Here is a 24,363-nt window from a genome sequence, read left to right on the forward strand (position 1 = left end):
GAGAAATCCTAGAATCCGGAGTCAGTCGTGTATACATTCTGCGGTATGAGTGGTGCCTCGGGACCTTGTATGACGCCCGGCCGGGTCTGGATGCTGCCGGGTCTGAAATGATGGCGGCGGCGGGGTGCCGCTCCGGCCGTGCCCCAGAGGCACCGACAAGTATTGGAATGAGGCCCGCACCGGTGCTGGGAGTTGTTGAGGGATTCGCCGTCGTACTGATCATCGTGGCGGTGGGCTACGCTGCCGCTGCCTTCCGGCTGGGCGGCGGCAAGGACCCCAAACCGGCGCTGACGGCAGTGATCTACTACATCACCAACCCCGCCCTGATGTTCATTCTTCTCGCCGAGGCTCCCGTGCAGCAGGTGCTCGGCACCCTGGCGCCGGCGGCCCTGGCCACAACCGCAGTGTGCGGGCTGCTCTACGCCGTGATTGCAAAGGTATTCCTCCGCCGCAGCGGGGCCGATACCGCAATTGGTGCGATGAGCGCTTCCTATGTCAATGCCGGGAACATCGGCCTGCCGATCGCCCTGTACGCGGTGGGCAGCGCAACGCCGGTGGTCTCGGTTCTGGTCGCGCAGCTGCTGATTGCGGCGCCGGCCTACATAGCGCTGTTCACTTTCACCGCAGGGCGGCAGGCAAGGGCCCGGGAGCGGCTTGCAGCAGGCCCCGGTGCCCTTGCCGCTCCGATCCGCAGGCGCAGTCCGCGCACTGTCCTGAAAGCTGTCCTGGTGCCCTTCGCCAACCCGGTCACGGCAGGCACCGTTGCCGGTCTGACCGTCGCTCTGACCGGCGCGGATCTGCCCACCGTGGTCTGGGAACCGCTGTCCCTGCTGGGACACGCCTCGGTTCCGCTGCTGCTGCTGGTCTTCGGCATGAGCCTGTACGGCCAGCGGCCGCTCGCAGACGGCTCCGTCCGGGCCGACATCCTCACTGCCACGATGCTCAAGGTGGTGGCTGCACCGCTGGTGGGCTACGCCGTCGCGCGTTGGATCTTTGGCCTGGAAGGCGAAGCTCTCTTCGGCGCCGTGGTGATGAGCGCGCTGCCTACCGCGCAGAACGTGTACCTGTTCGCCAACCAGTTCGGGATGAAGGCCGTCATAGCCCGGGACGTGGTGTTCCTGACCTCCTTCCTCTCCTTCCCGGTGATCCTGCTCGTTGCCTTCTGGCTCGCCTGAGACCCCGGTGCCCTACCATGGCCGGTACGGCACCGGCCCGCCGTACACCGGCGGACCGCGAATCAAGGAGGATTCATGGGCACCGAAGGCTACGCAGAAACCTACGCCGCTTCGAGCGAGGACCCGGAGAAGTTCTGGCTCAACGCCGCGGCACTGGTGGATTGGGATGTCCCACCGGCCAGGGCCCTGGATGATAGCCGGCCGCCGTTTTACCGCTGGTTCCCGGACGGCCGGCTGAACACCAGCTTCAATGCACTGGACCGGCACGTGCTCGCCGGCCACGGAAACCGGACGGCCCTGGTCTATGACTCCGCGATGCTGGGGACCACGCGCACCTACACCTACGCCGAGCTGCTGGCCGAGGTGGAGACCTTTGCCGGTGTCCTGCACAGCCAGGGGATCAGGGCGGGGGACCGGGTGGTGATTTACCTGCCCATGATCCCGGAGGCGGTGATCGCCATGCTGGCCACTGCCCGGCTGGGCGCCGTGCACTCCGTGGTGTTCGGCGGGTTCGCCGCCGCCGAGCTGGCGGCCCGGATCGACGATGCCCGGCCCGACGCCGTCGTGACAGCCAGCGGGGGACTGGAACCCAAACGCCGGGTGGAATACCTGCCCACCGTGGCCGAGGCCCTCGAGACCGCCGGCCACCGGGTGCGTGCCGTTGTGGTGGCCGCCCGGGAGGGTTTTGCGCATACGGTCCGGGAATTCGACGGCGCCGGCGGTGGCAGCTGGGCGGACTGGGCCGGGCTGGCCGCCGATGCGCAGCCGCGGGGCCCGGTAAGCGTGGCCGCGACGGACCCGCTCTACATCCTCTACACCTCCGGCACCACGGGCGCGCCCAAAGGTGTGGTGCGGGACAACGGTTCCCACGCCGTCGCCCTGGCCTGGTCCATGGCAAATATTTACGACGCCGGCCCCGGGCAGGTGATGTGGACGGCCTCCGACGTCGGCTGGGTGGTGGGGCACTCCTACATCGTCTACGGGCCGCTGATCGCCGGAGCCACCACCGTGCTGTACGAGGGCAAGCCGGTGGGAACCCCCGATGCCGGTGCGTTCTGGCGGGTGGCCGCGGAACACGGCGTGGAAGTCCTGTTCACCGCCCCGACGGCGCTGCGGGCCATCCGCCGGGCCGATCCGGAGCTGGCGCTCGCTGCCGGGTATGACCTCTCGAAGCTGCGCACGCTGTTCGCGGCGGGGGAGCGGCTGGATCCGGAAACGTACCGCTGGATGTCAGACGCCCTGGGCATTCCGGTGGTGGATCACTGGTGGCAGACCGAAACCGGATGGGCCATCTGCGCCAACCCCATGGGCCTGGACCCGCAGCCGCTGAAAGCCGGATCGCCAACCTTCCCGGTGCCGGGGTTCCGGCTGCGCGTGGTGGACGGCACCGGGACGGAGGTCACCGCGGGAACCGAGGGCAACATCGTGCTGGACCTGCCGCTGCCGCCGGGAACCCTGGCGACACTGTGGGGCAGCGACGAGCGCTACCGGGCGTCCTATCTTCAGGCGTTCGAGGGCAGCTATGCCACCGGGGACTCCGGCTACGTCGACGAAGACGGGTACGTGTTCGTGATGGGCCGGACAGACGATGTGATCAACGTGGCCGGGCACCGGCTCTCCACCGGGGCGATCGAACAGGCGGTGGCGAAGCACCCCGATGTGGCCGAATGCGCCGTCATCGGGGTGCAGGACAGCCTCAAGGGCCAGCGGCCGTGCGGCTACGTGGTGCTCAAAGCCGGCTCCTCGGTTACCGAGGTGGACATCCAGGCGGCGCTCGCGGACCTGGTCCGCCGGCAGATCGGTCCGGTCGCCGACTTCCGTGATGTCCGGGTGGTGGACGGGCTGCCGAAAACCCGGTCCGGGAAGATCCTCCGCAAGACCATGCGCCAGATCGCCGACGGCGAAGAATTCACCGTACCGTCAACCATCGAGGACCGGTCGGTGCTGGATGCCCTGGTGCCGCTGCTCCGTCCGGCGGTCCAAAGAGAGGCCTAACCATGGCGGCACGGTTGCTGGCTCCCGGTGTGTGGGAGCTGGCCGGGTTCGCTGCGCGGGTGCTGCTGCCCGTCGTCGGGCTCGGCATGGCCTTGGCAGTGCTGTACTGGCTGACCAAGAGCAATGATCCGGCAGCGCTGCCCAGCCTCGTCCTGCGCATCGCCGCCGGCGCGGCGGTGTCGGCCTGCGTGCTGGGGTGGATGTTTGGTCCGGCACGCCGCCACGCGCCGAGCCGGATTGGCCGCCCTGGACGGGGCAGCGGGGTGGTGCCGTTCCCTGTCGGGCTGCTGGCCTTTGTTCTGGGTGGTGCCGCCTGGCTGGTGCCTGCCGTGGCTGGCTTTGCGGTGCTGGGATTCCTGGGGTTTCCGCTCAATGCCGTGGCCGCTCCAGCCGAGCTGGCGGCCACCGTGCTGCTCATCCTCGCCGCCGTGCTGCTCTGTGAGGCGATTCCCGAGGAGGTGGTGTTCCGCGGTTATCTGATGCGGGTGCTGGGAGAACGGTTATCCGGCTGGTGGACGAACGTTGTGCAGGCTGCCCTTTTCACCGCTTTCGCCCTGGTCCTGCGGGGCTGGACCGGGACCGCTGATCTCTTACTTTTTCTTAGCATGGGGCTGGGGCTGGGCTACCTGCGCCTGGTCACCGGATCAGTGTGGACGACAGTCGGATTTCATACTGCCTTTCAGACCGGCGCGCAGCTGGCCCTCACCCACAACGCCGTGGACTTCCCGGGGTCAGCCGGACTGAGCATGCTGGCCCTGGGCGTGGTTCCGTTCGCGGCCGGCATCATACTCCTGGACTCTCTGGCACGGATCCGGCCCGGGGCGTTCGCGGGGCGGAAATAAGGCCGCCCCGGAGAGAACCGGGGCGGCCTTATCTGTTGAGCGGGGGAGCTATGCCGGGCTGGACGTCTTTTCCGGCTCCGGCTCCTCCTGGAACCGGCCGGCGAGCCGGTCCTCCCAGGCAGTCATGACCGCGGCGTCAGTCCGCGGGCTGAGCAGGGAGATGACCACGTAAACGGCCGCCGAGGCGACGAGCCCGAAGTAGATCGGCTCGTTGGCGTAGACGCCGTCGTACGGCTGGTCGCCGGTAACTTCCAGGAAGATCATGGTTGCCAGGGTGGCAACACTGCCGGCGACCATTGACGCGGCAGCGCCCAGGCCGGTGCCCCGCTTCCAGAAGAGCCCGCCGAGGATAGCGACCAGGAGTCCGCCGACCAGGATGTCGTAGGCGATGGTCAGCGCGGCGACCACATCCTGAACCACGATGGCAAGGACGATGGCCACCAGCCCCAGGCCGAGAACCCAGACCTGGCTGCGGGCAATATCGTGTTCCGGGTTGCCGGCGGGACGTGCGGATCCGCCGGCGGTTTCGGTTTTCTGCGCGCCGAACCAGCTGCGGACGTAGGGCACCACGTCCGTCCGCGCCACCGTGGCGGCGGCTATGAGCGCGCCGGAGGCGGTGGACATCATCGCTGCCACGGCGGCGGCCAGCACCAGGCCGCCCAGGCCCACCGGCAGCAGGCTCATGGCGACGTCGGCGTAAACATCGTCCTTGGACTCGATGCTCGGCAGCACCACGGAGGCGGCCATGCCGATCAGGGCGCCGGCTACACCGTAGAGGATGCAGTAGATGCCGGCGGCGGTACCGCCCCAGCGGGCGATCAGCGGGGTACGGGCGGTAAAGACCCGCTGCCAGATGTCCTGGCCGATCAGCAGGCCGAGCGTGTACACAACGAAGTACGTGATGATGCTCTGTGCGCCGATGCCGGTGATGCTGAAGAACTCCGCATCCACCCGCTCACGGATTCCGTCGAGGCCGCCGGCCGCGTTGAAGGTGAAGGGCAGCATCAGGGCAAAGACGCCGATGGTCTTGATGATGAACTGGGCCATGTCTGCCAGGGTGATGGACCACATGCCGCCGATCGTGGAGTAGATCAGCACCACGGCGCCGCCAATGGCGATGGCCAGCCAGCGTTCCCAGCCGAAGAGCACCACGAAGATGGTGGCGTATGCGCCCGTGGACGTGGCACACAGCATCAGGGTGTAGGCCAGCATTACGATCGAGGACATCTGCGTGGACTGCGCGCCGTAGCGCAGGGAGAGCATCTGCGAGACCGTGTAAATCTTGAGCTTCTGCAGCTTCGAGGCGAAGAGCACGCTCAGCAGCAGTACGCCGGTGCCGATCGCCACCACCAGCCACATGCCCGAGATCCCGTACTGGTAACCCAGCCCAACGCCGCCAACCGTGGAGGCTCCGCCCAGCACGACGGCGGCCATGGTGCCGGTGTAGAACAGGGGGCCGAGCCGGCGGCCGGCGACTAGGTAGTCGCTTTCATTACGGGTGCGGGTTTTGCCCCACCAGCCGAAGGCAAGCATGCCCACGAGGTAGGCCACCACGATTGCCGCGTTGAGGTAGTCCATTCAAGTCCTGTCGATTGGAGACTGCACCGGGAGATACCACGGTCTGCGCCTCGATATATGCCTCTAGGTCAACTTATGTTTACCAAACGCTATTGCTGAAGGAAGGGGTGGGTCAAAGGAAGTCCACGATTGTGTCCTGATCGAAACCCGGACTGCCTCCGCAGGCATACACCGGAAGGATGTTGTGCAACCCCTACCGGCGGGCCGGGAAAGGCGCGGAGAATAAAGAGATCAGCACAAGTCCGCCTGGGAGGGTTAAACCCGCAGGGGGCACGCTCTCCGGGCTCTCTATAAGGAGGGGTTATTTTGCTGAAGAATGACAACATTATGGCGGTGCTGCCCGCCAAGGACATAGCCAGGGCCAAAGGCTTTTACGCAGACGTGCTTGGCCTTGATCCGCCGCAGGTCATGGACGATGAAAACGTCTTGTACCGGAGCGGAAATGGAACGGCTTTCCTGCTCTACGAAACCGACAATGCCGGAAGCGCCAAAAACACGCAGATGGGCTGGGAGACCACGGACATTGACGGTGAGGTGGCCGATCTTCGGAGCCGCGGCGTTGTCTTCGAGGACTACGATTTCCCGGGCTTGAAGACCGAGGGCGGCATTGCCTCAACTCCGGTGGGGAAGGCGGCCTGGTTTACGGATACGGAGGGTAACATCCTGAACCTTTTCCAGCGTTTGTAGCAGTCCGGACACGGAGCCCGCTTCAGCGGTTCCCGCTGGCTGTCCGATGGCACCGGCGGCTGGTTCCGCTGGGGGCGGGTCCGCCCCGCAATCCAAAGCTTCTAGTTAAGGTTGAGCGTCAAGGCTCGCGGTGTTCAAGTACGCCGATTCGCGGTATAGGTGTTGCGCAGTTGTAATCTTGGACAGGACAGCCGCAGGACAGCTAGAGACGGAAGCGTGGATTTATACGTGAGCAGCGAACAGAGTTCCACAACTCTGCAGGACGCAACCGATGACGTCATGGGTCCGACCGGCCGCCCGCTGACGGAATTCCCCGAACCTCCGGTCCTGACATCCCACGGCCCGGCACGCATCATCGCCATGGTGAACCAAAAAGGCGGCGTGGGAAAAACGACGTCGACGATTAACCTCGGTGCCGCGCTGGCAGAGGCCGGGCGCAAGGTCCTGCTGGTGGACTTCGATCCGCAGGGCGCGCTCTCCGCCGGCCTGGGCACCAACCCGCATGAACTGGATGTCACCGTCTACAACGTCCTGATGGACCGCAAGGTGGACATCCGCGACGCCATCCAGGAAACACACGTCGAGAACATCGATCTGCTTCCCGCCAACATCGACCTCTCCGCCGCCGAAGTGCAGCTGGTCAATGAGGTTGCCCGCGAACAGGTGCTCGAACGCGCGCTGCGCCGGGTCTCGGACGACTACGACGTCATCCTGATCGACTGCCAGCCCTCCCTGGGCCTGCTGACCGTCAACGCCCTGACCGCCGCACACGGTGTGATCATCCCGCTGATCTGTGAATTCTTCGCCCTGCGTGCCGTGGCACTGCTGGTGGAAACCATTGAAAAGGTCCAGGACCGGCTGAACCCGGGACTGCAGGTCGACGGCGTGCTGGCCACGATGTACGACGCACGGACCCTGCACAGCCGCGAGGTCATCGGACGTCTGGTGGAGGCCTTTGGCGACAAGGTCTTCGAGACCGTGATCAAGCGCACGATCAAGTTTGCCGATGCCACGGTGGCAGCCGAACCCATCACCTCCTACGCCGGCAACCATGCCGGCGCGGAGTCCTACCGCCGGCTCGCCAAGGAACTGATTGCCCGCGGCGGCGCACCCTAGTCCGGCGGCGGGCGCCGGGGCAGGGGCGGGCCGGGAACAGACGGCGGAAGCAGAGGGGCACCAAGCCGGCGGATTCGAAGTCCGGCTGGAAAACTTCCGCGGACCCTTTGACGTTCTGCTGGGGCTGATCTCCAAACACGAACTGGACATCACCGAAATCGCCCTGGCAAAGGTCACGGACGAGTTCATCGCCTACATCCGCGCCCTCACGGCCTCCGGCCAGGGCTGGGCGCTGGATGAAGCCAGCGAATTCCTGGTCATTGCCGCCACCCTCCTGGATCTGAAGGCAGCACGGCTGCTGCCGGCCGGGGACGTGGAGGACGATGAGGATATTGCCCTGCTGGAGGCACGGGACCTGCTCTTCGCCCGGCTGCTGCAGTACCGGGCCTTTAAGGAAGTGGCCTCCCTGATGGGAACCCGCCTGGCCGAAGAAGGCCTGCGCTTCCCCCGTGATACCGCGCTTGAACCGCATCTGGCGGCGATGCTGCCGGAACTGGTCTGGCGGACGTCGCCGGAGGACTTCGCGAAGCTCGCGCTCAAGGCGCTGGAGCCCAAACCCGGCCCGCCCACCGAAGTGGGGCTGGCGCACCTGCACACTCCGCGCGTCAGCGTCCGGGACCAGGCACGGATCATCAGCGCCCGGCTGGCGCAGAGCAGCCCGCTGACCTTCACCGAACTCACGGGCGGGGCCTCCCCGCTGGAGACCGTGGCGCGGTTTCTTGCCCTGCTGGAAATGTTCCGGGACGGGGTGCTGGCCTTCGAACAGCCGGTGCCGCTGGGGGAACTGCGGATCACCTGGACAGGGTCTCCCGGCACGGCCGGAGCCTGGTCCGCGGAGGCCATGGCCGAAGAATATGACGAGGAGATGCATGCAGCACCCGCCGGCGCCTGAGCCGAACAGCATCGATTCCCGGCCCGGGGGACTCCGGTCGGCGGCTGAGGCCGTGCTGATGGTGATCAATGAACCGGTGACCACGGCGCAGCTGGCGGCTGCCCTGGAGGTTCCCGCGGCTGAGGTGGCCCGGATCCTTGCCGACCTGCGGCAGGAGTATGACGGTTATACTGGGGGTGGATCCAGCGGGCAGCAGGTTTCCCAACCGCGGGGTTTTGAGCTCCGCGAAGTGGCCGGAGGCTGGCGCATCTATTCGCGTCCCGGCTTCGCGGACATCGTCGGGCAGTTCGTGCTCGAAGGCCAAAGTGCCCGCCTGTCCCAGGCTGCGCTGGAAACCCTGGCCGTGATTGCCTACCGCCAACCGGTGTCCCGGGGACGGGTATCGGCTATCCGGGGAGTCAACGTCGACTCCGTGGTCCGAACGCTTATCCAGCGCGGGCTGGTCGAGGAAGCAGGCAGTGAGCCGGAAACCGGTTCTCTGCTCTACGTCACGACACCGTACTTCCTGGAGAAACTGGGGCTGGACAGTGTGGAGGAGCTGCCGCAGATAGCACCCCACCTGCCAGGGCTGGAAAACCTTGCAGAATTTGAAGAGACTACTTACTAACCGCTACACCCGAAGGATTTTTTAATGACACAGGCACCCCGTTCCGGAGCAGGCCGCAGCAATCCGCGCGGCGGAGGGGCCTCAGGCGGCAGCCGGGGCTTCGGCAAGGGCTCCAAGCCTTCCACCGGCCGCACCGGCGGTCCGAAGTCCGGCTCGGACCGCGGCGCCCAGTCCGGCGGCTTCAGCTCCGGCGCACCTAAATCAGGCGGCTTCAAGTCCGGCGCACCTAAGTCAGGCGGCTTCAAGTCCGGCGCACCCAAGTCCGGGGGCTTCAAGTCCGGTAACTCCAGGCCCTCCCGGGACGATGCGCCCGCCGCTGAGGGATACCGGTCCGGTGCGCCCAAGTCCGGCGGCTTCAAGCCCGGCGGCGCCAAGAAGGGCGGCGGTGAGCGCCCGTTCCGCAACGAACGCTTCGGCAGGAACCTGGGCCCGGTCACCAAGCGGCCGCACACCCGCCGCCCGGGCAAGCCGGTGGTGTCCGAGCACCACGATCCCGAGGGCATCCGCCTGCAGAAGGTGATGGCCAGTGCCGGCGTCGCCTCCCGCCGCGTGTGCGAGGAAATGATTCAGGAAGGCCGGGTGGAGGTCGACGGCGAGGTCGTCACCGAGCTCGGTGTCCGGGTTGACCCCAAGACCGTTTCCATCCACGTGGACGGTATGAGCCTGCAGCTGGATGAGACGCAGAAGTACTACGTCTTCAACAAGCCCCGCGGCGTCATCTCCACCATGGAGGACCCGGAAGGCCGTCCCTGCATCAGCGACTACCTCAAGAACACCAACAAGCACGAACGCCTCTTCCACGTCGGCCGTCTGGACAACAACACCGAGGGCCTGCTGCTGCTGACCAACGACGGCGAGCTGGCCAACCGGCTGACCCACCCCTCCTACGAGGTTCCGAAGACCTACCTGGTGCAGGTCCGCGGGCCCATGGCCCACGGTGTCGGCGCCCAGATGCGTGAAGGCCTGGAACTGGAAGACGGCTTCGCCAAGGTCGATTCCTTCCGTCTGGTCGATTCCACGCCGGGCCACATCCTGGTGGAGGTAGTGCTGCACTCCGGCCGCAACCGGATTGTCCGCCGTCTGTTTGACGCAGTCGGCCACCCGGTCGAGCGCCTGGTGCGCACCCAGATGGGGCCGATCCGCCTCAACGATCAGCGCCAGGGCAGCATCCGCGTCCTCGGCCGCCACGAAGTGGGCCACCTGCTGGCTTCCGTAGGGCTCTAGCCGGTGACGGTACTGGTCAACGGGGGCACACACCTGTCCGGACCGGTCCTGGTGATTGGTACCGGCCTGCTCGGTGCCAGCATCGGGCTGGGCCTGCGGGCCCGGGGGATCGACGTTGTGCTCTCGGATATTTCCCCCTCCACCGAGGCGGTGGCAAAGGACATTGGCGCCGGCCGGCTGCTCTCGGGTGTCGAGGCGGACTTTGCCCCTCAGCTCGTCGTCGTGGCGGCTCCGCCGGACGTGACCGCGCCCCTCGTGGCGCAGGCGCTGAAGGACTGGCCGGCCGCCGTCGTCGTCGACATTGCCAGCGTGAAGGCCGCCGTCCTGGCGGATCTTGAGTGCACCGGTGCCGATCTGTCCCGCTACGTGGGCACCCACCCGATGGCCGGACGTGAAAAATCCGGTCCGGTGGCCGCCCTTGGGGACCTCTTTATGTCCAATCCGTGGGTCATCTGCGCCGGGGACCAGAGCTCTCCCGAGGCAGTGAAAACCGCTGAGGCGCTGGCCATCGACCTGGGCGCCGTGGTCTCCCGGATGCACGCCGAGGACCATGACCAGTCAGTTGCCCTGATTTCGCATCTGCCACAGGTGATGTCCTCACTGGTGGCCAGCAGGCTGCAGGAAACCCCGCCGTCCTCACTGGCTCTGGCCGGCAACGGACTGCGCGACGTGACTCGGATCGCGGCCAGTGATCCGAAGCTGTGGGTGCAGATCCTCAGCGGGAACGCCCCGCGCCTGGTGACCATCCTGCAGGGTGTCCGCGAGGACCTGAACCGGCTGATCAACACCCTGGAAAACCCGCAGGCAGACGGTGCCCGGCTGGACATGGCTCAGCTGATTGCCGAAGGAAACACGGGCCAGGCCCGTATCCCGGGCAAGCACGGCACGCCGCCGCAGTCCTTTGCCAGCTTCACCGTCCTGGTTGATGACACCCCGGGACAGATCGCGCAGCTGCTCACCGAAATCGGTGAAATCGGCGTCAACCTGGAAGACCTGCGCCTGGAGCACGCCTCCGGACGCCAGGTTGGCCGGGCGGAAATCTCGGTTCTGCCGAGCAAAGTGCACGGGCTGGTCAGCGAGCTGACCTCGCGCGGCTGGAAGGTAGTGGAGTGAGCGAAGAACGTGATCCGGCCCAGTTCCGGCTGGGTAAACCCCTGGTGGTGGCCATCGACGGCCCGTCCGGTTCAGGGAAGTCCAGCATCAGCCGGGAAGCGGCCCGGCGGCTGCGTGCCGCTTACCTGGATACCGGGGCAATGTACCGTGCTGTCACCATCGCCTGCATGCGTGCCGGCATCGACCTGACTGACGCCGTCGCTGTGGAAGCCGCGACCCGCTCCGCCGACATTGAGCTGAGCACCTCCCCGGACCAGGAATGGGTGCGGGTTGGGGGAGAGGACGTTACCCAGGCGATCCGCGAACCAGAGGTCTCCTCCAACGTCAGCGCCGTGGCAACCACCCTCGGTGCCCGGGCGGATCTGGTCCGCCGGCAGCAGCAGCTGATCAAGGACTCCGGTCTGCGCATCGTTGCCGAGGGACGGGACATCACCACAGTGGTGGCACCCACGGCCGAGGTTCGGATCCTGCTGACCGCTTCGGAAGAGGCGCGGCTGCGCCGCCGCGGTGTCCAGCTGGGCGAATCGCAGACTTCCGCGCAGCTGCGCGAACAGGTCCTGACCCGCGATGTTAAGGACTCCGCGGTGGTGAACTTCCAGAAGGCGGCCGACGGCGTGGTGACCATCGATTCTTCCGACCTGGACTTTGAAGAAACTGTCCAGGCCGTCCTGGACGTGGTCTACAGCAGCACGCACTGACTTTTTCAGCGGTGCAGCGCCGGGCCCCAATGGGGACCGGCGCTGCCTGCCGTGTTTCAATGGACTGGTGGCTGCACGGGAATCTTCGTGTCTTAACGCCAAAATACTTACCCGGGCTGAACGTCCGGAGACGGCCGGGCGCGTACGCGCTGAGGCCTCAACGGAAAGAAAGCAATAGTTTATGAACGCCAACCCTACCTTTGACGGCGACTCCGGCGAGGAGTACGTACCCGCAGGCGAGGACCAGATCGACGAGCGGCTTGCCGCCCTTGACGACGACGAAGCCAACCTGCGTGCGGAAACCCTGCGTGCCGGGCTCTCCGACTACGAACTCGACGAGGAAGATGCCGCCCTGCTGGCCGGCGGCTTCGACGAGATTGACGAAGACGCTCCGGTCCTGCTGGATCCCGTGGTCGCCATTGTGGGCCGCCCGAACGTCGGCAAGTCCACCCTGGTTAACCGCATCTTGGGCCGCCGCGAGGCCGTAGTGGAGGACACCCCGGGTGTCACCCGCGACCGCGTGTCCTACCCGGCCACCTGGAACGGCGTGAACTTCACGCTCGTTGACACCGGCGGCTGGGAGCACGACGCCCGCGGCATCCACGCCCGGGTCGCGGACCAGGCAGAGATCGCCGTCGACGTCGCTGACGCCGTGATGCTGGTTGTCGACGCCACCGTGGGTATCACCGCCACCGACGAGGCCGTCGTGAAGATGCTGCGCAGCAAGGGCAAGCCTGTCATCGTCGTCGCCAACAAAGTGGACGACATCCAGAACGAAGCCGATGCGTCGGTCCTCTGGGGCCTTGGCTTTGGCGAGCCGTACCCCGTTTCCGCACTGCACGGCCGCGGCACCGCCGACATGCTCGATGCTGTGCTGGAGGTGCTGCCGGAGTACTCCGCTTACGGCGGGCTGGACCGCAGCGGCGGCCCGCGCCGCATCGCCCTCATCGGCCGCCCGAACGTGGGCAAGTCCTCCCTGCTGAACAAGCTGGCCGGTTCCGAGCGCGTGGTTGTTGACGACACGGCCGGCACCACCCGCGATCCCGTCGATGAAATGATCGAACTCGGCGGCCGCACCTGGCGTTTCGTCGACACCGCCGGTATCCGCCGCCGCCAGCACATGGCCCAGGGCGCTGACTTCTATGCCTCGCTGCGCACGCAGGCCGCGCTGGAGAAGGCGGAGGTCGCCGTCGTGCTCCTGGCCGTTGATGAAGTCCTGTCCGAGCAGGATGTGCGCATTCTGCAGCTGGCCATTGATTCCGGCCGCGCGCTGGTCCTCGCGTTCAACAAGTGGGACCTGCTCGACGACGAACGACGCCGCTACCTGAAAACCGAAATCGAGCGCGACCTGGCGCACGTTGAATGGGCGCCGCACGTCAACATCTCGGCCAAGACCGGCTGGCACAAGGACCGGCTGGTTCCTGCCCTGGATACCGCCCTGGAGAACTGGGACAAGCGCATCCCCACCGGCAAGCTCAACGCCTTCCTGGGCGAGCTTGTTGCCGCCCACCCGCACCCCGTGCGTGGCGGCAAGCAGCCGCGCATCCTGTTCGGTACCCAGGCCTCCTCGCGGCCGCCGAAGTTTGTGCTCTTCACCACCGGGTTCCTGGACCCAGGGTACCGCCGCTTCATCACCCGCCGCCTGCGCGAAACCTTTGGCTTCGAAGGCACTCCGATCGAGGTCAGCATGCGCGTGCGGGAGAAGCGCGGCAAGCCCGGCAAGCGCTAACCTGCTCTACCACGGGAGCGGCTCCGGAGCCAATATGAACTCCGGGGCCGCTCCGATGCGGGGAAATCGGCAAGTCTGTTGTAGAGTATTTGAGTTGGTTCGGCCGGGAACGCTCCGGCTTGCGGGTCAATGAAGTAACGGGTTGTGGCGCAGCTTGGTAGCGCACTTGACTGGGGGTCAAGGGGTCGCAGGTTCAAATCCTGTCAACCCGACGATAAGCCTGACGGAACGCAAGTTCTGTCGGGCTTTTGTCGTTTTCCGGAGGTATATGATGCCAGCACCAGCGCCTCCACTCCGAAGGATCGTCCGTGAAAGCAGCGAACCGCCGCGTCGTAGCTAACATCGCCATCAGCCTGGACGGTTTCTATCAGGGCCCGGGCGGAGAAGCCGACATGGGCTGGCTGATGCCGTACGCAGTAACCGACACCTCCCGTGACCATCTCACGGCCCTGTGGGCGCCGGCGACGACCGCTCTGCTCGGCCGCGTCAATGCCGTTGGGTTCTTTGGCTATTGGCCCGCCGTCGCTGACGACGCGGATGCTGATCCCCGCGACCGCGCCTACGGGAAGTGGATGCGGGACACCGAAAAGGTTGTCCTCTCGAGCACCCTCGCTCACGCGCCATGGAGCCGTGCGCGCATTTTCAACGAGCCGGCTGAGCACGTTGTGGACCGCCTCAAGGAGGAAGCGGGCGGTGACATTGTGGTTTTCTCCAGTGCGAGCGTTATTAAGGCGCTGCTCGCCGCCCACCGGGTTGACCGGCTGTCATTCACGATGTTCCCGGAGATCCTCGGGGGAGGAAAGCGGCTGTTCGAGAACGGCTTGCCGGCCTCGAAGTGGACGCTCGCCTCCAGCGCAACAGGCGACCACGGCGTGGTGTCCCTGACCTACGACCGTGTTTGAGGGGAGTGCCGGACGGGTGAGATGTTGGGCGGCCTTGCTAGCGTAGGGATCATGACCACGTTCTATGATCCTTCGCCTGCCGAACTGCACCACCTGCGCCGCTGTGTGGACCTTGCGCGCACTGCTCTGGATGACGGTGATGAGCCGTTTGGCTCCCTGCTGGTCGACGCCGAAGGCCGGGTGCTGTTCGAAGACCGGAACCGGGTCAAGGACGGTGACGCCACCCGCCACCCCGAGTTCGAGATCGCCCGCTGGGCTGCGGAGCACCAAACTCCCGCCGAACGGGCAGCAAGCACGGTCTACACCTCAGGGGAGCATTGCCCGATGTGCGCCGCAGCGCACGGCTGGGTGGGACTTGGCCGCATCGTCTACGCCACGAGCAGTGAGCAGCTCTCCCAGTGGCTGGCCGAATGGGACGTTCCTGCAGGGCCGGTGGCCGCGCTCCCGATCCCTGCTGTGGTGCCGGGCCTCGACGTCGCCGGACCGGTTGCCGAGCTGAGCGGGGAAGTCCGGGCACTTCACGCCCGGCTGCAGGGCCGCTGACATTCCGCTGCACCCGCTGGTCGTGCACGGTTGCGGCTATCCGCCGGCAGCCGACCGCAAACCGAAGGGCTCTGGCGGCGGCGCAGCGCCCGCCGGTAAACTGGCCACGGCCGTGCAGGCAATCGAGGAGGTGGTACCCGTGAATACATCGACGTGGGTGCTCCTCCGTGGAGTCATGGCCGGGCGGTAAACCGTCCAGGGAGCGCCGTTCAAGAGCACTCCCGAAAGGCACCACCATGCGCTTCACCTCTGAAAAGCGGCACGAGGACGGCGTCCTCGAACGCGGCTTCATGCTTGGCGGAATCCCCGGAATCCCCGGAATCCCCGGGATCCTGTGGACTCCTGCATCCGGGTCCGCACCGGCACCGCTGATTCTGCTTGGCCATCCCGGCGGACTCCGGCCCATGTATCCCAGGCTGGCGGGGCGGGCCCGGCAGTCCGCAGCCAACGGCTTCGCCTCCGCCGCCATCGAACTGCCCGGAGCCGGTGGCCGGCCCCGGCTGCCCGAAACCGAGCAGGCCCGCGCTGATCTGCGTGCGGCGCTGGCCGCGGGGGAACCGCTGGGTGATTCCATTGTTGACCGGCTGGTCCTTCCCCTGGTGGATTTGGCTGTTCCGGAATGGCAGGCCGCCCTCGACGCGCTCCTGGACCTGCCCGACATCCGCGGCCCGGTGGGATTCTCGGGCGGGATCATCGCCATTGGCATCCGGCTGGCGCGGGTCGAGCCCCGCATCGCGGCGGCCGTTTTCTTTGCGGGAAGCTTCGTGCCCCGCGCCATGTTCGACGAGGCCCGCCGGATCACTATTCCGCTGCACGTCCTGCTGCAGTGGGACGACGAAGGCAACGACCGGCAGCTGTCGCTGGATCTGTTCGATGCCTTCGGATCACGGGAGAAGACGCTGCAGGCCAACATGGGTGGGCACGGCGGGGTTCCGCGGTTCGCGGGTGAGGAGGCGGGCCGGTTCTTTAGCCGGCACCTGGTATGAAATGCCGCCGCCGCATTGGCCGGAGAATGACGTTGCCGAAGAATGACGTGGCCGGCGCCTGACCGTGCGGGCTAATGGATGAGGGATCCGACGTCGTCAGCAACGGCCGCCATTCGTCCCTCAAACTGGTGGCCGCCGGTGGCGTGCCGGCGGACGACTGCGGTGGGCAGCAGGGATTCCAAATGGTCAAGATGATTGAAGGGCACGGTGTCGTCATCCCGGCAGTGGTGCAGAAACAGCGGAACGTCGCCAGACAGCGTAAAGCCGGCCGGCAGGGCGTACTCGGCCTGCCAGCCCTCCGATCCCCAGAACGGTGTCGCCAGAAGAACGAGTCCCCGCGGGAGGGGGCCCTGCCACCCCTCGGCCAGGTGCAGGAGCGCCATCGAGGCGCCAAAGGAGTGCCCGGCGATCACCAGCTCAGCACTCCGGGCATCCCGCTGCCGGTCCAGTTCACCGAACCAGGCCGCTGTTGACATGTCCTCATCAGCGAAGTGCGGCATGGTTACCGGAACGTCCAGCCGGCGGCGCAGCTCTGCGGCCATAGGCTGGTCTTCGAGCCATCCTCCGGCACCGTGGACGAAGATAATATCCATGTGTTCTCCCATGGAGCTGATTCGTTCTGAGACTGCAGTACTACTCTCCTCCAGGAGACTCGCTCAGGCCAGGGCCGCAGTCCTGCAGCTCCGTTGCGATATACCCATTGGGGGTATACAGTCGATTACGGATACCCAGTAGGGGTATCAGGTTTACGGAAGGAAAGCGCAATGGCCACGAACGAATACCAGGTAACCGGGATGACCTGCGGGCACTGTGAAATGTCGGTGCGCGAAGAAGTCGAGCTGATCCCGGGAGTGGAAGAGATTCAGGTGAGTGCCCAGACCGGCCGGCTCGCGGTGACGGCCGCGGAACCGATCGATGACGCCAAGATCCTGGCTGCCGTGGAAGAGGCCGGCTACTCGGCGGTGCGGGCGGCATGAACGCCGGCGCACGCCTGGCGCTCTACGGTGCCGGGCTGGCCGTGGCGTTCGGCGGCGCGTTCGGAATTGCCGGCGCCGTTGTGCCCGATGACGCGGTTTCCGGATGGACAGAAGCCAGCCGTACCGGAGAGAGCGATATGAGCACCCACAGTGCCGCACCGGAAACCACAGCCACGCAATCGGAGCCGGCACCGGCGGCCGCTGCTATGCCGCAGGACGTCCCAGGCCTCGCAGCTGAGGCGGGCGGATATCTTCTGTCACCGGTCCAGGCACCCGGCACGGCGGGGGAAGCCGGTACCCTGGCTTTCCAGATCCAGGATGCCGCCGGCCAACCGGTCACGGAATACCGGACATCCCACGGGCAGGACCTGCATGTGATCGCGGTGCGCTCCGACGGCAGCGCGTTCCGCCATGTCCACCCGGTGCTGGACGAGTCCACTGGAACGTGGTCCATGCCGTGGGAATGGACGGAAGCCGGGAGCTACCGCGTCTTCGCTGACTTCACACCCACGGGTGCTGCGCCGGGCGCGCCGTCACTGACCCTGACGCGCACCGTTCAGGTATCCGGCGAGTTCACGCCGGTGGCGCCGGAGCCAACCCGGGTAGACCACGTGGACGGTTTCACCGTCTCGCTCGACGGCGACATGGTGGCCGGGTCCTCGGCCCCGCTGACGCTTTCGGTTACCCAGGACGGCGAACCCGTCAGCACCCTGGAACCCTACCTTGGCGCGTTCGGCCACCTCGTCGCGCTGCGCGAGGGCGACCTTGCCTACCTGCACGTCCACGCCGAGGGCGCGGCTCCCGACGCCGGACAGACGGCCGGGCCGGACATCCGGTTCACCGCGCAGGTCCCAACCGCCGGGCGGTACCTGCTCTACCTGGACTTCCAGGTGGACGGCCAGGTCCACACCGCCGAGTTTGTGCTGGACGCCGCACACGGCAGCACCGGCGCCACCAGCGGCATCAACAACAGCCCGGAGTCCGCGGACACCGGGGACGGCCCACATTCGGAGCAGGAGCAGGGGCACTGACCGCCGCCCGCCGCACCAGGGCTCGGACACAGCCGTTCCGCCCATTGAAAGCAACCAGGAGAAGGATCACTGTATGAGCACCTCAACATCCCCGGGCGTAGGTACCGGCATCGAGCTGGAGATCGGCGGAATGACCTGTGCCTCCTGCGCCATGCGGATCGAGAAAAAGCTCAACAAGCTCGACGGCGTCACGGCGACTGTCAACTACGCCACCGAAAAAGCGAAAGTCACCGTTCCGGACGGCTATGACCCGGCGCAGCTGATTGCCGAGGTTGAAAAGACCGGGTACACCGCCGTCGTTCCGGCACCGAAGCGCGGCAAAGCGGACGGCGCTGCAGCCGACGCCGGGGCCGAAGACCCGGAGCTGGTCTCGGTCCGCCACCGGCTGATCGGGTCAGTGGTGCTCACCGTCCCGGTGATCGCCATGGCCATGATCCCGGCCCTGCAGTTCACCTACTGGCAGTGGGCGTCCCTGGCGCTCGCCTCCCCGGTGATCGTCTGGGGTGCCTGGCCCTTCCACAAGGCCGCCTGGGCCAACCTCAAGCAGGGCGCCGCGACCATGGACACGCTCATCTCGATGGGGACCTCCGCGGCGTTCCTGTGGTCGCTCTACGCGCTGTTCCTCGGGACCGCCGGCACTCCCGGGATGAAACATCCGTTCGAGTTTGCGCTGGCACCGTCCGACGGTGCGGCGAACATCTACCTTGAGGTGGGCGCCGGGGTAACCATGTTCATCCTGGCTGGCCGCTACTTCGAAAAGCGGTCCAAGAAGCAGGCCGGCGCCGCCCTGCGCGCGCTCCTGGAACTCGGAGCCAAGGAAGTATCGCTGCTGCGCGGCGGGATCGAGACGAAGATCCCCGTGGAGGAGCTGCAGGTCGGCGACGAGTTCATTGTCCGGCCGGGAGAGAAAATCGCCACCGACGGCGTCGTGGTCTCCGGAACGTCCGCCGTGGACGCGTCCATGCTCACCGGTGAATCCGTCCCCGTCGAGGTGGCTGAGGGAGATGCCGTCACCGGAGCCACCACCAACGCCGGCGGACGGCTGGTGGTCCGCGCCACCCGGATCGGCGCCGATACCCAGCTGGCTCAGATGGCCCAGCTCGTTGAGGATGCCCAGACCGGCAAAGCCGAGGTGCAGCGCCTGGCCGACCGGATTTCCGGTGTTTTTGTACCGGTCGTCATTGCGATCGCCGTCATCGCCCTCGGCGGCTGGCTCGGTGCAGGCTTCCCGGTGTCCGCGGCCTTCACCGCAGCCGTTGCCGTCCTCGTTATTGCGTGCCCCTGCGCGCTGGGCCTGGCCACGCCCACAGCGCTGCTGGTGGGCACCGGCCGCGGCGCCCAAATGGGCGTGCTCATCAAGGGCCCTGAGGTGCTGGAATCCACCCGCCGGGTGGACACCGTGGTGCTGGATAAGACCGGGACGGTCACCAGCGGCAAAATGACGCTGGTCGACGCCGTCACCGAGCCCGGCACCGGGCGCGCCGACCTGCTGCGGCTGGCCGGTGCCTTGGAAGACGCCTCAGAGCACCCGATCGCGCAGGCCATCGCCAAAGGCGCCACCGAGGAGACCGGTGCGCTGGCGGTTCCGGAAGACTTCGCCAACCTCGAGGGCAAGGGCGTCCAGGGTGTGGTGGACGGCCACGCCATTGTGGTCGGCCGCGAGTCGCTGCTCGCCGAATGGTCCATGACGCTCAGCCCCGGGACCGCCGCCGCCAAGGCAAAGGCAGAGGCAGAGGCAAAGGGCAAGACCGTCGTCGCCGTGGGCTGGGACGGGCAGGCCCGCGGCATCCTGATCGTGGCCGATACGGTAAAACCCACCAGTGCCGAAGCGGTCGCGCAGTTCAAGGCGATCGGTCTCACCCCCATCCTGCTCACCGGCGATAACGATGCCGTCGCCCGGCAAATCGCCGCCGAAGTGGGTATCGAGGAGGTTATTGCCGAGGTCCTCCCACAGGACAAGGTCGACGTCGTCCGCCGGCTCCAGGCCGAAGGCAAGGTCGTCGCAATGATTGGCGACGGCGTCAACGACGCACCAGCGCTCGCCCAGGCCGATCTGGGCCTGGCCATGGGCGCCGGCGCCGACGTCGCGATCGAAGCCTCCGATATCACCCTGGTGCGCGGCGACCTGCGCAGTGCAGTCGACGCCGTCCGGCTCTCCCGCAAAACCCTGGGCACCATCAAGACCAACCTGTTCTGGGCGTTTGCCTACAACGTCGCAGCGGTCCCGGTCGCCGCGCTTGGCATGCTTAACCCCATGCTCGCAGGCGCTGCCATGGCGCTGTCCAGCGTCTTTGTGGTCGGCAACAGCCTGCGGCTGCGCGGCTTCAAGAGCATCGCCAAGCCGTAGCCGGAACCGACCGCCTTCCCGGACCCGGCAGCGCACCCGTTGAAAAGACGGCGCAGCGCGTGAGGAACGCAGCGGTGCGCGGGTGACTGCCGCCGTCCGCATTGCTAGTGTTCTCCCACCGAACCGGAGCAGATTCCCTGATCTGCCTCAGGACAGGAGCGGGTCCATGGCAGCTGATGCATCCTCACTCAGGGTCATCATCCACGGCGCCGGCGGTGCGATTGGCGGGGCCGTGGCGGAGGAGTTCGCCCGCCACGGCGCGGAGTTGTTCCTGGCCGGACTGCACCGGAACTCCGTGAACGCAACGGCTGAGCGGATCCGGGCGGCCGGCGTGGAGCAGGTGCACGTCAGTGAAGTGGACGCCTACGATTCGCCGGCTGTGGACGCCCATGCCAACGCCGTCGTTGATGCGGCGGGCAGGATCGATGTGATGCTCAATGCCGTGTCCATTCCACTGGTCCAGGGGACCCCGCTGCTCGAGATGAGCGTGGAGGACGTCACCGCCCCGGCAGCGGCCTGGCTGCGGACCCAGTTCATCACGGCGAGGGCAGCAGCAGTTCACATGGTGCCACGGGGGAGCGGGACCATTCTGACGCTCTCTGCCTCTCCCGCACGGGTTGCAATTGCCGGGGTGGGCGGTTTCGCCGCGGCCTGCTCTGCCGTCGAGGCGCTAACCCGCACCATGGCCGCCGAGTTTGGTCCGGCGGGCGTGCGGGCGGTCTGTCTGCGCCCGCAGCGCATCCTTGAAACGATTGGCAGCACGCCGGACCTGCCCATGCCCCTCACAGAGTTCACCCGCTTCCTCGAATCCCTCACCACCACCGGAAAGCTCCCCACGCTTGGCGAGGTGGCCAAAGCCGCCGTCTTCCTGGCCCAGGGCGGCGCGGACAGCCTGAACGGGTCCGTCCTCAATCTGACGGCCGGAATGAGCGCGGACTGAGGCGGCGGAAATGACTAAACGACGGCGCCTGGCCGCCTGGATCGCCGTCGTGACGGTGTCCGGCACGGCGGGCTGTTCCGCCGGGGGACCGGGCCCGCAGGTGAGCTCAGCGGCATCGTCCGCGGCCGGCACCGCCGGTGAGCCTGTCTCCGGGGAGAACAATGCGCCGGAGGTCCTCGCCACGGGCCTCGACGCGCCCTGGTCGATTACCTTCCATGACGGTACTGCGCTGATCAGTGAACGTGACACCGCCCGCATCCTCGAACTCGACGGCGGCGGAAACTTCCGTGAAGCAGGCACCGTCAATGATGCCTCCGGAAATGGGGAAGGAGGCCTGCTTGGCATCGCCGTGCAGGACGGATTTCTCTACACCTATCTCACAGCCGGCGGAGAGAACCGCATCGAACGCCGCCGGCTCACCGGGTCCCCGGGTTCCCTGTCCCTGGGTCAGGCCCAGACGATCCTGGACGGCATTGACGCCGGGCCCATCCACAATGGCGGACGGATTGCCTTCGGTCCGGACGGACAGCTCTACGCCACCACGGGCGACGCCGGGAACCGTTCCAGTGCCCAGGACCTGCAATCCCTGAACGGAAAGATTCTGCGCCTGGCCGTGGACGGCACTGCGCCGGAGGACAACCCGTTTCCCGGATCGCTGGTCTACAGCTACGGCCACCGTAATCCCCAAGGCCTGGCCTGGGACGCCGAAGGTGTCCTCTACGCCAGCGAATTCGGGCAGAACACCTGGGATGAACTGAACGTGATCCAGCCCGGCGGGAACTACGGCTGGCCGGAGGTGGAGGGCATCGCCGGCCAGAGCGGCTATATCGATCCCGTCCAGCAGTGGACACCGGGCGAAGCCAGTCCCAGCGGCATCGCCGCCGCGGATGGTTCCCTTTTCATCGCAAACCTGCGCGGGGAACGGCTTCGAAAGGTGCCGCTGGACGCCCTGGGAACATCGACGGAGCTATTGACCACGGGGTACGGTCGGCTGCGCGACGTGGTGCGTGCCCCGGATGGGACACTCTGGATCCTCACCAACAACACTGATGGGCGCGGGAACCCCGGACCAGATGATGACCGGGTCCTGCGTCTTACGAACCGAGGTGCATCATGATCGACGTCATCATTGCCGGTGCCGGACCCACCGGAGTATTCCTGGCCAGCGAGCTGCAGCTCCAGGGGGTGGAAGCCCTGGTGCTGGACAAGGAGGATGAACCGACCAAAGTGGTCCGCGGACTTGGCCTGCACGCACGCAGCATCGAGATCCTGGACCAGCGCGGCATCGCTGACGAGTTCCTGGAACTCGGCACGCAGTACCCGCTCGCCGGCTTCTTCGCCGGTATCATCAAACCCCAGCCGCAAGGGCTCGACACCACCCATCCCTACGTGCTGGGTATCCCGCAGACCACCACCGAACGCCTGCTGACACAGCATGCGCTCGAGCTCGGCGTCGAAATCCGCCGCGGAACGGAGGTGACCGGTGTCAGCCAGGATGAGGACAATGTGGAGGTCATGCTCGACGGCGGCACGCGGCTGCGCTCGCAGTACCTGGTGGGGTGCGACGGCGGCAGGAGCACCGTCCGGCGGCAGCTCGGCGTCGGCTTCCCCGGGGAACCCAGCGGCCGAGATCACCTGATGGGCGAGATGGAGCTGACCGCGGATCCGGCAGAGGTCGCAGCGGTGGTGGCCGAAGTCCGGGAAACGCACAAGGACTTCGGGGCCGGGCCCCCGGTTGACGGCGTTTACCGGGTTTTGGTCCCCGCGGCGGAGGTGGCCGAAGACCGTACCGCTCCGCCGGCCCTGGAGGAACTGAAAGCGCAGCTGGTGCGCTTGGCGGGAACTGATTTTGGGGCGCATTCAGCACGCTGGCTCTCCCGCTTCGGCGACGCCACCCGGCTGGCTGATACCTACCGGACCGCTCGGGTGTTCCTGGCGGGGGACGCGGCGCACGTGCATCCGCCGTTCGGCGGCCAGGGATTGAATCTGGGGATACAGGATGCCTTCAATCTGGGCTGGAAACTGGCGGCCCAGGTCAACGGCTGGGCGCCGCCGGGGCTGCTGGACAGTTATGAGGCCGAACGGCGCCCGGTGGCCGCGCAGGTCCTGGACAACACCAGATCACGGCCATCGGCATCCGTTACGACTTGGGCGGGGACAGCAGCCTGATCGGCCGCCGTCTGCCGGATCAGCAGCTCGCTGACGGCAGGCTCTACGACCACATGCACACCGGCCGCGGAATTCTGATGGACTCCTCAGGACAGCTCTCCGCGGCGGGCTGGGAAAACCGCGTGGACCTGATAGCCGGGAGTATCGGGGACCAGGGAGGGGACCTGTCCCGGCAACCGGCCGGCACGGCGGTGCTGCTGCGCCCGGACGGCCACGTTGCCTGGGCCGGTGGCGACCGGCGGGAGCTGCCCGCAGCACTGTCCCGCTGGTTTGGGGCGCCGGCCGGATAACCCGCCGGCGCACGGTGCGGGTAACGGAAGGTGCGGGTGACGGAAGCCGGTGTGCCCGGCAGGACCGTGCCGGCAGGCCTACCGAACGTCCCGGGTTCGTGTGATCGTTTGGGGATGATATCCATCCAGCGCCTCCGCCCAGAGGGACTTGTTGTGAGCCCTGCCTTCAGCCACGTTGCCGTTGTCCCGCCCGGGGCAACCACCATTTACATTGGCGGCCAGAATGCCGTTGACTCCACCGGTTCACTGATCGGCGGCGGCGATACCGGCGCACAGTCGGCCCGGGCCCTGCAGAACGCCAAGACCGCGCTCGCAGCAGCCGGGGCCACCCTCGCCGACGTCGTGCAGTGGACCGTCCTTTTCACCGAAGGCGCCGATCTGGCTGCCGGGTATGGAGCGGTCGCGCAGGAACTCGCCGCCGGCGAACCTGCCCTGGTGACGGCCGCCCGCGTTACTGAACTAGGTGTGCCGGGCGCGCTGGTGGAAATCAGCGCCATCGCTGCCGTACTCCCTCACGGTTAG

At 66.7% G+C, this 24,363-nt stretch carries 24 protein-coding genes and 1 tRNA gene; 23 read left to right on the forward strand and 2 right to left on the reverse strand.

Annotated elements, in window-relative coordinates; genetic code table 11:
• The first annotated feature begins 167 nt into the window (after window positions 1-167).
• The 3 genes from H9639_RS00090 (at window position 168) to H9639_RS00100 (ending at window position 4,012) form a co-directional block, all read left to right on the forward strand.
• Window positions 168-1,175: an AEC family transporter gene (locus tag H9639_RS00090; RefSeq protein WP_225219029.1), complete on the forward strand. Its 1,008-nt coding sequence runs from the start codon at window positions 168-170 to the stop codon at window positions 1,173-1,175.
• A gap of 75 nt (window positions 1,176-1,250) precedes the next feature.
• On the forward strand, window positions 1,251-3,170 hold the full coding sequence (locus H9639_RS00095) for an AMP-binding protein (RefSeq protein ID WP_191806139.1): 1,920 nt from the start codon (window positions 1,251-1,253) through the stop codon (window positions 3,168-3,170).
• 2 nt (window positions 3,171-3,172) lie between these two features.
• A complete protein-coding gene (locus H9639_RS00100) occupies window positions 3,173-4,012 on the forward strand; it encodes a CPBP family intramembrane glutamic endopeptidase (RefSeq protein WP_191806140.1) in 840 nt (279 codons plus the stop codon).
• 48 nt (window positions 4,013-4,060) lie between these two features.
• On the opposite strand, the gene H9639_RS00105 is transcribed toward H9639_RS00100, so the two are convergent.
• Window positions 4,061-5,590: a sodium:solute symporter gene (locus H9639_RS00105; protein ID WP_191806141.1), complete on the reverse strand. Its 1,530-nt coding sequence runs from the start codon at window positions 5,588-5,590 to the stop codon at window positions 4,061-4,063.
• 306 nt (window positions 5,591-5,896) lie between these two features.
• On the opposite strand from H9639_RS00105, the gene H9639_RS00110 reads away from it, so the two are divergent.
• The 12 genes from H9639_RS00110 (at window position 5,897) to H9639_RS00165 (ending at window position 16,087) form a co-directional block, all read left to right on the forward strand.
• Window positions 5,897-6,277, forward strand: coding sequence for a VOC family protein (locus H9639_RS00110; protein WP_191806142.1), 381 nt, complete (start codon window positions 5,897-5,899; stop codon window positions 6,275-6,277).
• Window positions 6,278-6,505: 228 nt separating this feature from the next.
• On the forward strand, window positions 6,506-7,393 hold the full coding sequence (locus H9639_RS00115) for a ParA family protein (RefSeq protein ID WP_191806143.1): 888 nt from the start codon (window positions 6,506-6,508) through the stop codon (window positions 7,391-7,393).
• Entirely contained in the window at window positions 7,371-8,285 is a 915-nt protein-coding gene (locus H9639_RS00120; protein ID WP_191806144.1) for a segregation and condensation protein A, read from the forward strand. The genes H9639_RS00115 and H9639_RS00120 overlap by 23 nt, the downstream gene beginning before the upstream one ends.
• A complete protein-coding gene (scpB, locus tag H9639_RS00125) occupies window positions 8,263-8,892 on the forward strand; it encodes an SMC-Scp complex subunit ScpB (protein WP_191806145.1) in 630 nt (209 codons plus the stop codon). Before H9639_RS00120 ends, scpB begins: the two co-directional genes overlap by 23 nt.
• A 24-nt stretch (window positions 8,893-8,916) precedes the next feature.
• Window positions 8,917-10,116 carry a pseudouridine synthase gene (locus H9639_RS00130; RefSeq protein WP_191806146.1) on the forward strand — a complete coding sequence of 400 codons (1,200 nt, stop codon included), beginning with the start codon at window positions 8,917-8,919 and terminating at the stop codon, window positions 10,114-10,116.
• Between the two features lie 3 nt (window positions 10,117-10,119).
• Window positions 10,120-11,229: a prephenate dehydrogenase gene (locus tag H9639_RS00135; protein WP_191806147.1), complete on the forward strand. Its 1,110-nt coding sequence runs from the start codon at window positions 10,120-10,122 to the stop codon at window positions 11,227-11,229.
• Window positions 11,226-11,927 (forward strand): (d)CMP kinase, encoded by a 702-nt coding sequence (cmk, locus tag H9639_RS00140; RefSeq protein WP_191806148.1) that lies wholly within the window; start codon window positions 11,226-11,228, stop codon window positions 11,925-11,927. Before H9639_RS00135 ends, cmk begins: the two co-directional genes overlap by 4 nt.
• A 181-nt stretch (window positions 11,928-12,108) precedes the next feature.
• Complete coding sequence (gene der / locus H9639_RS00145; protein WP_191806149.1) at window positions 12,109-13,656, forward strand: ribosome biogenesis GTPase Der; 1,548 nt, start codon at window positions 12,109-12,111, stop codon at window positions 13,654-13,656.
• A gap of 138 nt (window positions 13,657-13,794) precedes the next feature.
• Window positions 13,795-13,868 (forward strand) — tRNA-Pro (locus H9639_RS00150).
• Window positions 13,869-13,964: 96 nt separating this feature from the next.
• On the forward strand, window positions 13,965-14,558 hold the full coding sequence (locus tag H9639_RS00155) for a dihydrofolate reductase family protein (RefSeq protein WP_191806150.1): 594 nt from the start codon (window positions 13,965-13,967) through the stop codon (window positions 14,556-14,558).
• Between the two features lie 51 nt (window positions 14,559-14,609).
• Window positions 14,610-15,101, forward strand: a complete 492-nt coding sequence (locus tag H9639_RS00160) for a nucleoside deaminase (protein WP_191806151.1) — start codon at window positions 14,610-14,612, stop codon at window positions 15,099-15,101.
• Window positions 15,102-15,337: 236 nt separating this feature from the next.
• Window positions 15,338-16,087 carry a dienelactone hydrolase family protein gene (locus H9639_RS00165; RefSeq protein ID WP_191806152.1) on the forward strand — a complete coding sequence of 250 codons (750 nt, stop codon included), beginning with the start codon at window positions 15,338-15,340 and terminating at the stop codon, window positions 16,085-16,087.
• A 71-nt stretch (window positions 16,088-16,158) separates the two neighbouring features.
• Here the strand turns inward: H9639_RS00165 and H9639_RS00170 are convergent, their stop codons facing one another.
• Window positions 16,159-16,680, reverse strand: a complete 522-nt coding sequence (locus H9639_RS00170) for an alpha/beta fold hydrolase (protein ID WP_191806153.1) — start codon at window positions 16,678-16,680, stop codon at window positions 16,159-16,161.
• A 171-nt stretch (window positions 16,681-16,851) separates the two neighbouring features.
• On the opposite strand from H9639_RS00170, the gene H9639_RS00175 reads away from it, so the two are divergent.
• The 8 genes from H9639_RS00175 (at window position 16,852) to H9639_RS00205 (ending at window position 24,363) form a co-directional block, all read left to right on the forward strand.
• Window positions 16,852-17,064, forward strand: coding sequence for a heavy-metal-associated domain-containing protein (locus H9639_RS00175; RefSeq protein WP_191806154.1), 213 nt, complete (start codon window positions 16,852-16,854; stop codon window positions 17,062-17,064).
• Complete coding sequence (locus tag H9639_RS00180) at window positions 17,061-18,095, forward strand: heavy-metal-associated domain-containing protein (RefSeq protein WP_225219030.1); 1,035 nt, start codon at window positions 17,061-17,063, stop codon at window positions 18,093-18,095. Before H9639_RS00175 ends, H9639_RS00180 begins: the two co-directional genes overlap by 4 nt.
• A 73-nt stretch (window positions 18,096-18,168) precedes the next feature.
• Complete coding sequence (locus H9639_RS00185) at window positions 18,169-20,442, forward strand: heavy metal translocating P-type ATPase (RefSeq protein WP_191806155.1); 2,274 nt, start codon at window positions 18,169-18,171, stop codon at window positions 20,440-20,442.
• 166 nt (window positions 20,443-20,608) lie between these two features.
• The gene (locus H9639_RS00190; RefSeq protein WP_191806156.1) at window positions 20,609-21,382 is read left to right on the forward strand and encodes an SDR family NAD(P)-dependent oxidoreductase; all 774 of its coding nucleotides are present in this window, start codon (window positions 20,609-20,611) and stop codon (window positions 21,380-21,382) included.
• Window positions 21,383-21,392: 10 nt separating this feature from the next.
• Window positions 21,393-22,499, forward strand: coding sequence for a PQQ-dependent sugar dehydrogenase (locus H9639_RS00195; protein WP_191806157.1), 1,107 nt, complete (start codon window positions 21,393-21,395; stop codon window positions 22,497-22,499).
• The gene (locus H9639_RS00200; protein ID WP_318241924.1) at window positions 22,496-23,551 is read left to right on the forward strand and encodes an FAD-dependent monooxygenase; all 1,056 of its coding nucleotides are present in this window, start codon (window positions 22,496-22,498) and stop codon (window positions 23,549-23,551) included. The genes H9639_RS00195 and H9639_RS00200 overlap by 4 nt, the downstream gene beginning before the upstream one ends.
• On the forward strand, window positions 23,530-23,841 hold the full coding sequence (locus H9639_RS17115; RefSeq protein WP_318241925.1) for an aromatic-ring hydroxylase C-terminal domain-containing protein: 312 nt from the start codon (window positions 23,530-23,532) through the stop codon (window positions 23,839-23,841). Before H9639_RS00200 ends, H9639_RS17115 begins: the two co-directional genes overlap by 22 nt.
• Window positions 23,842-23,955: 114 nt before the next feature.
• Window positions 23,956-24,363, forward strand: coding sequence for a RidA family protein (locus tag H9639_RS00205; protein ID WP_191806158.1), 408 nt, complete (start codon window positions 23,956-23,958; stop codon window positions 24,361-24,363).

Origin of the sequence: Arthrobacter gallicola, assembly GCF_014836775.1 — a bacterium.
Lineage (GTDB): Bacteria > Actinomycetota > Actinomycetes > Actinomycetales > Micrococcaceae > Arthrobacter_B > Arthrobacter_B gallicola.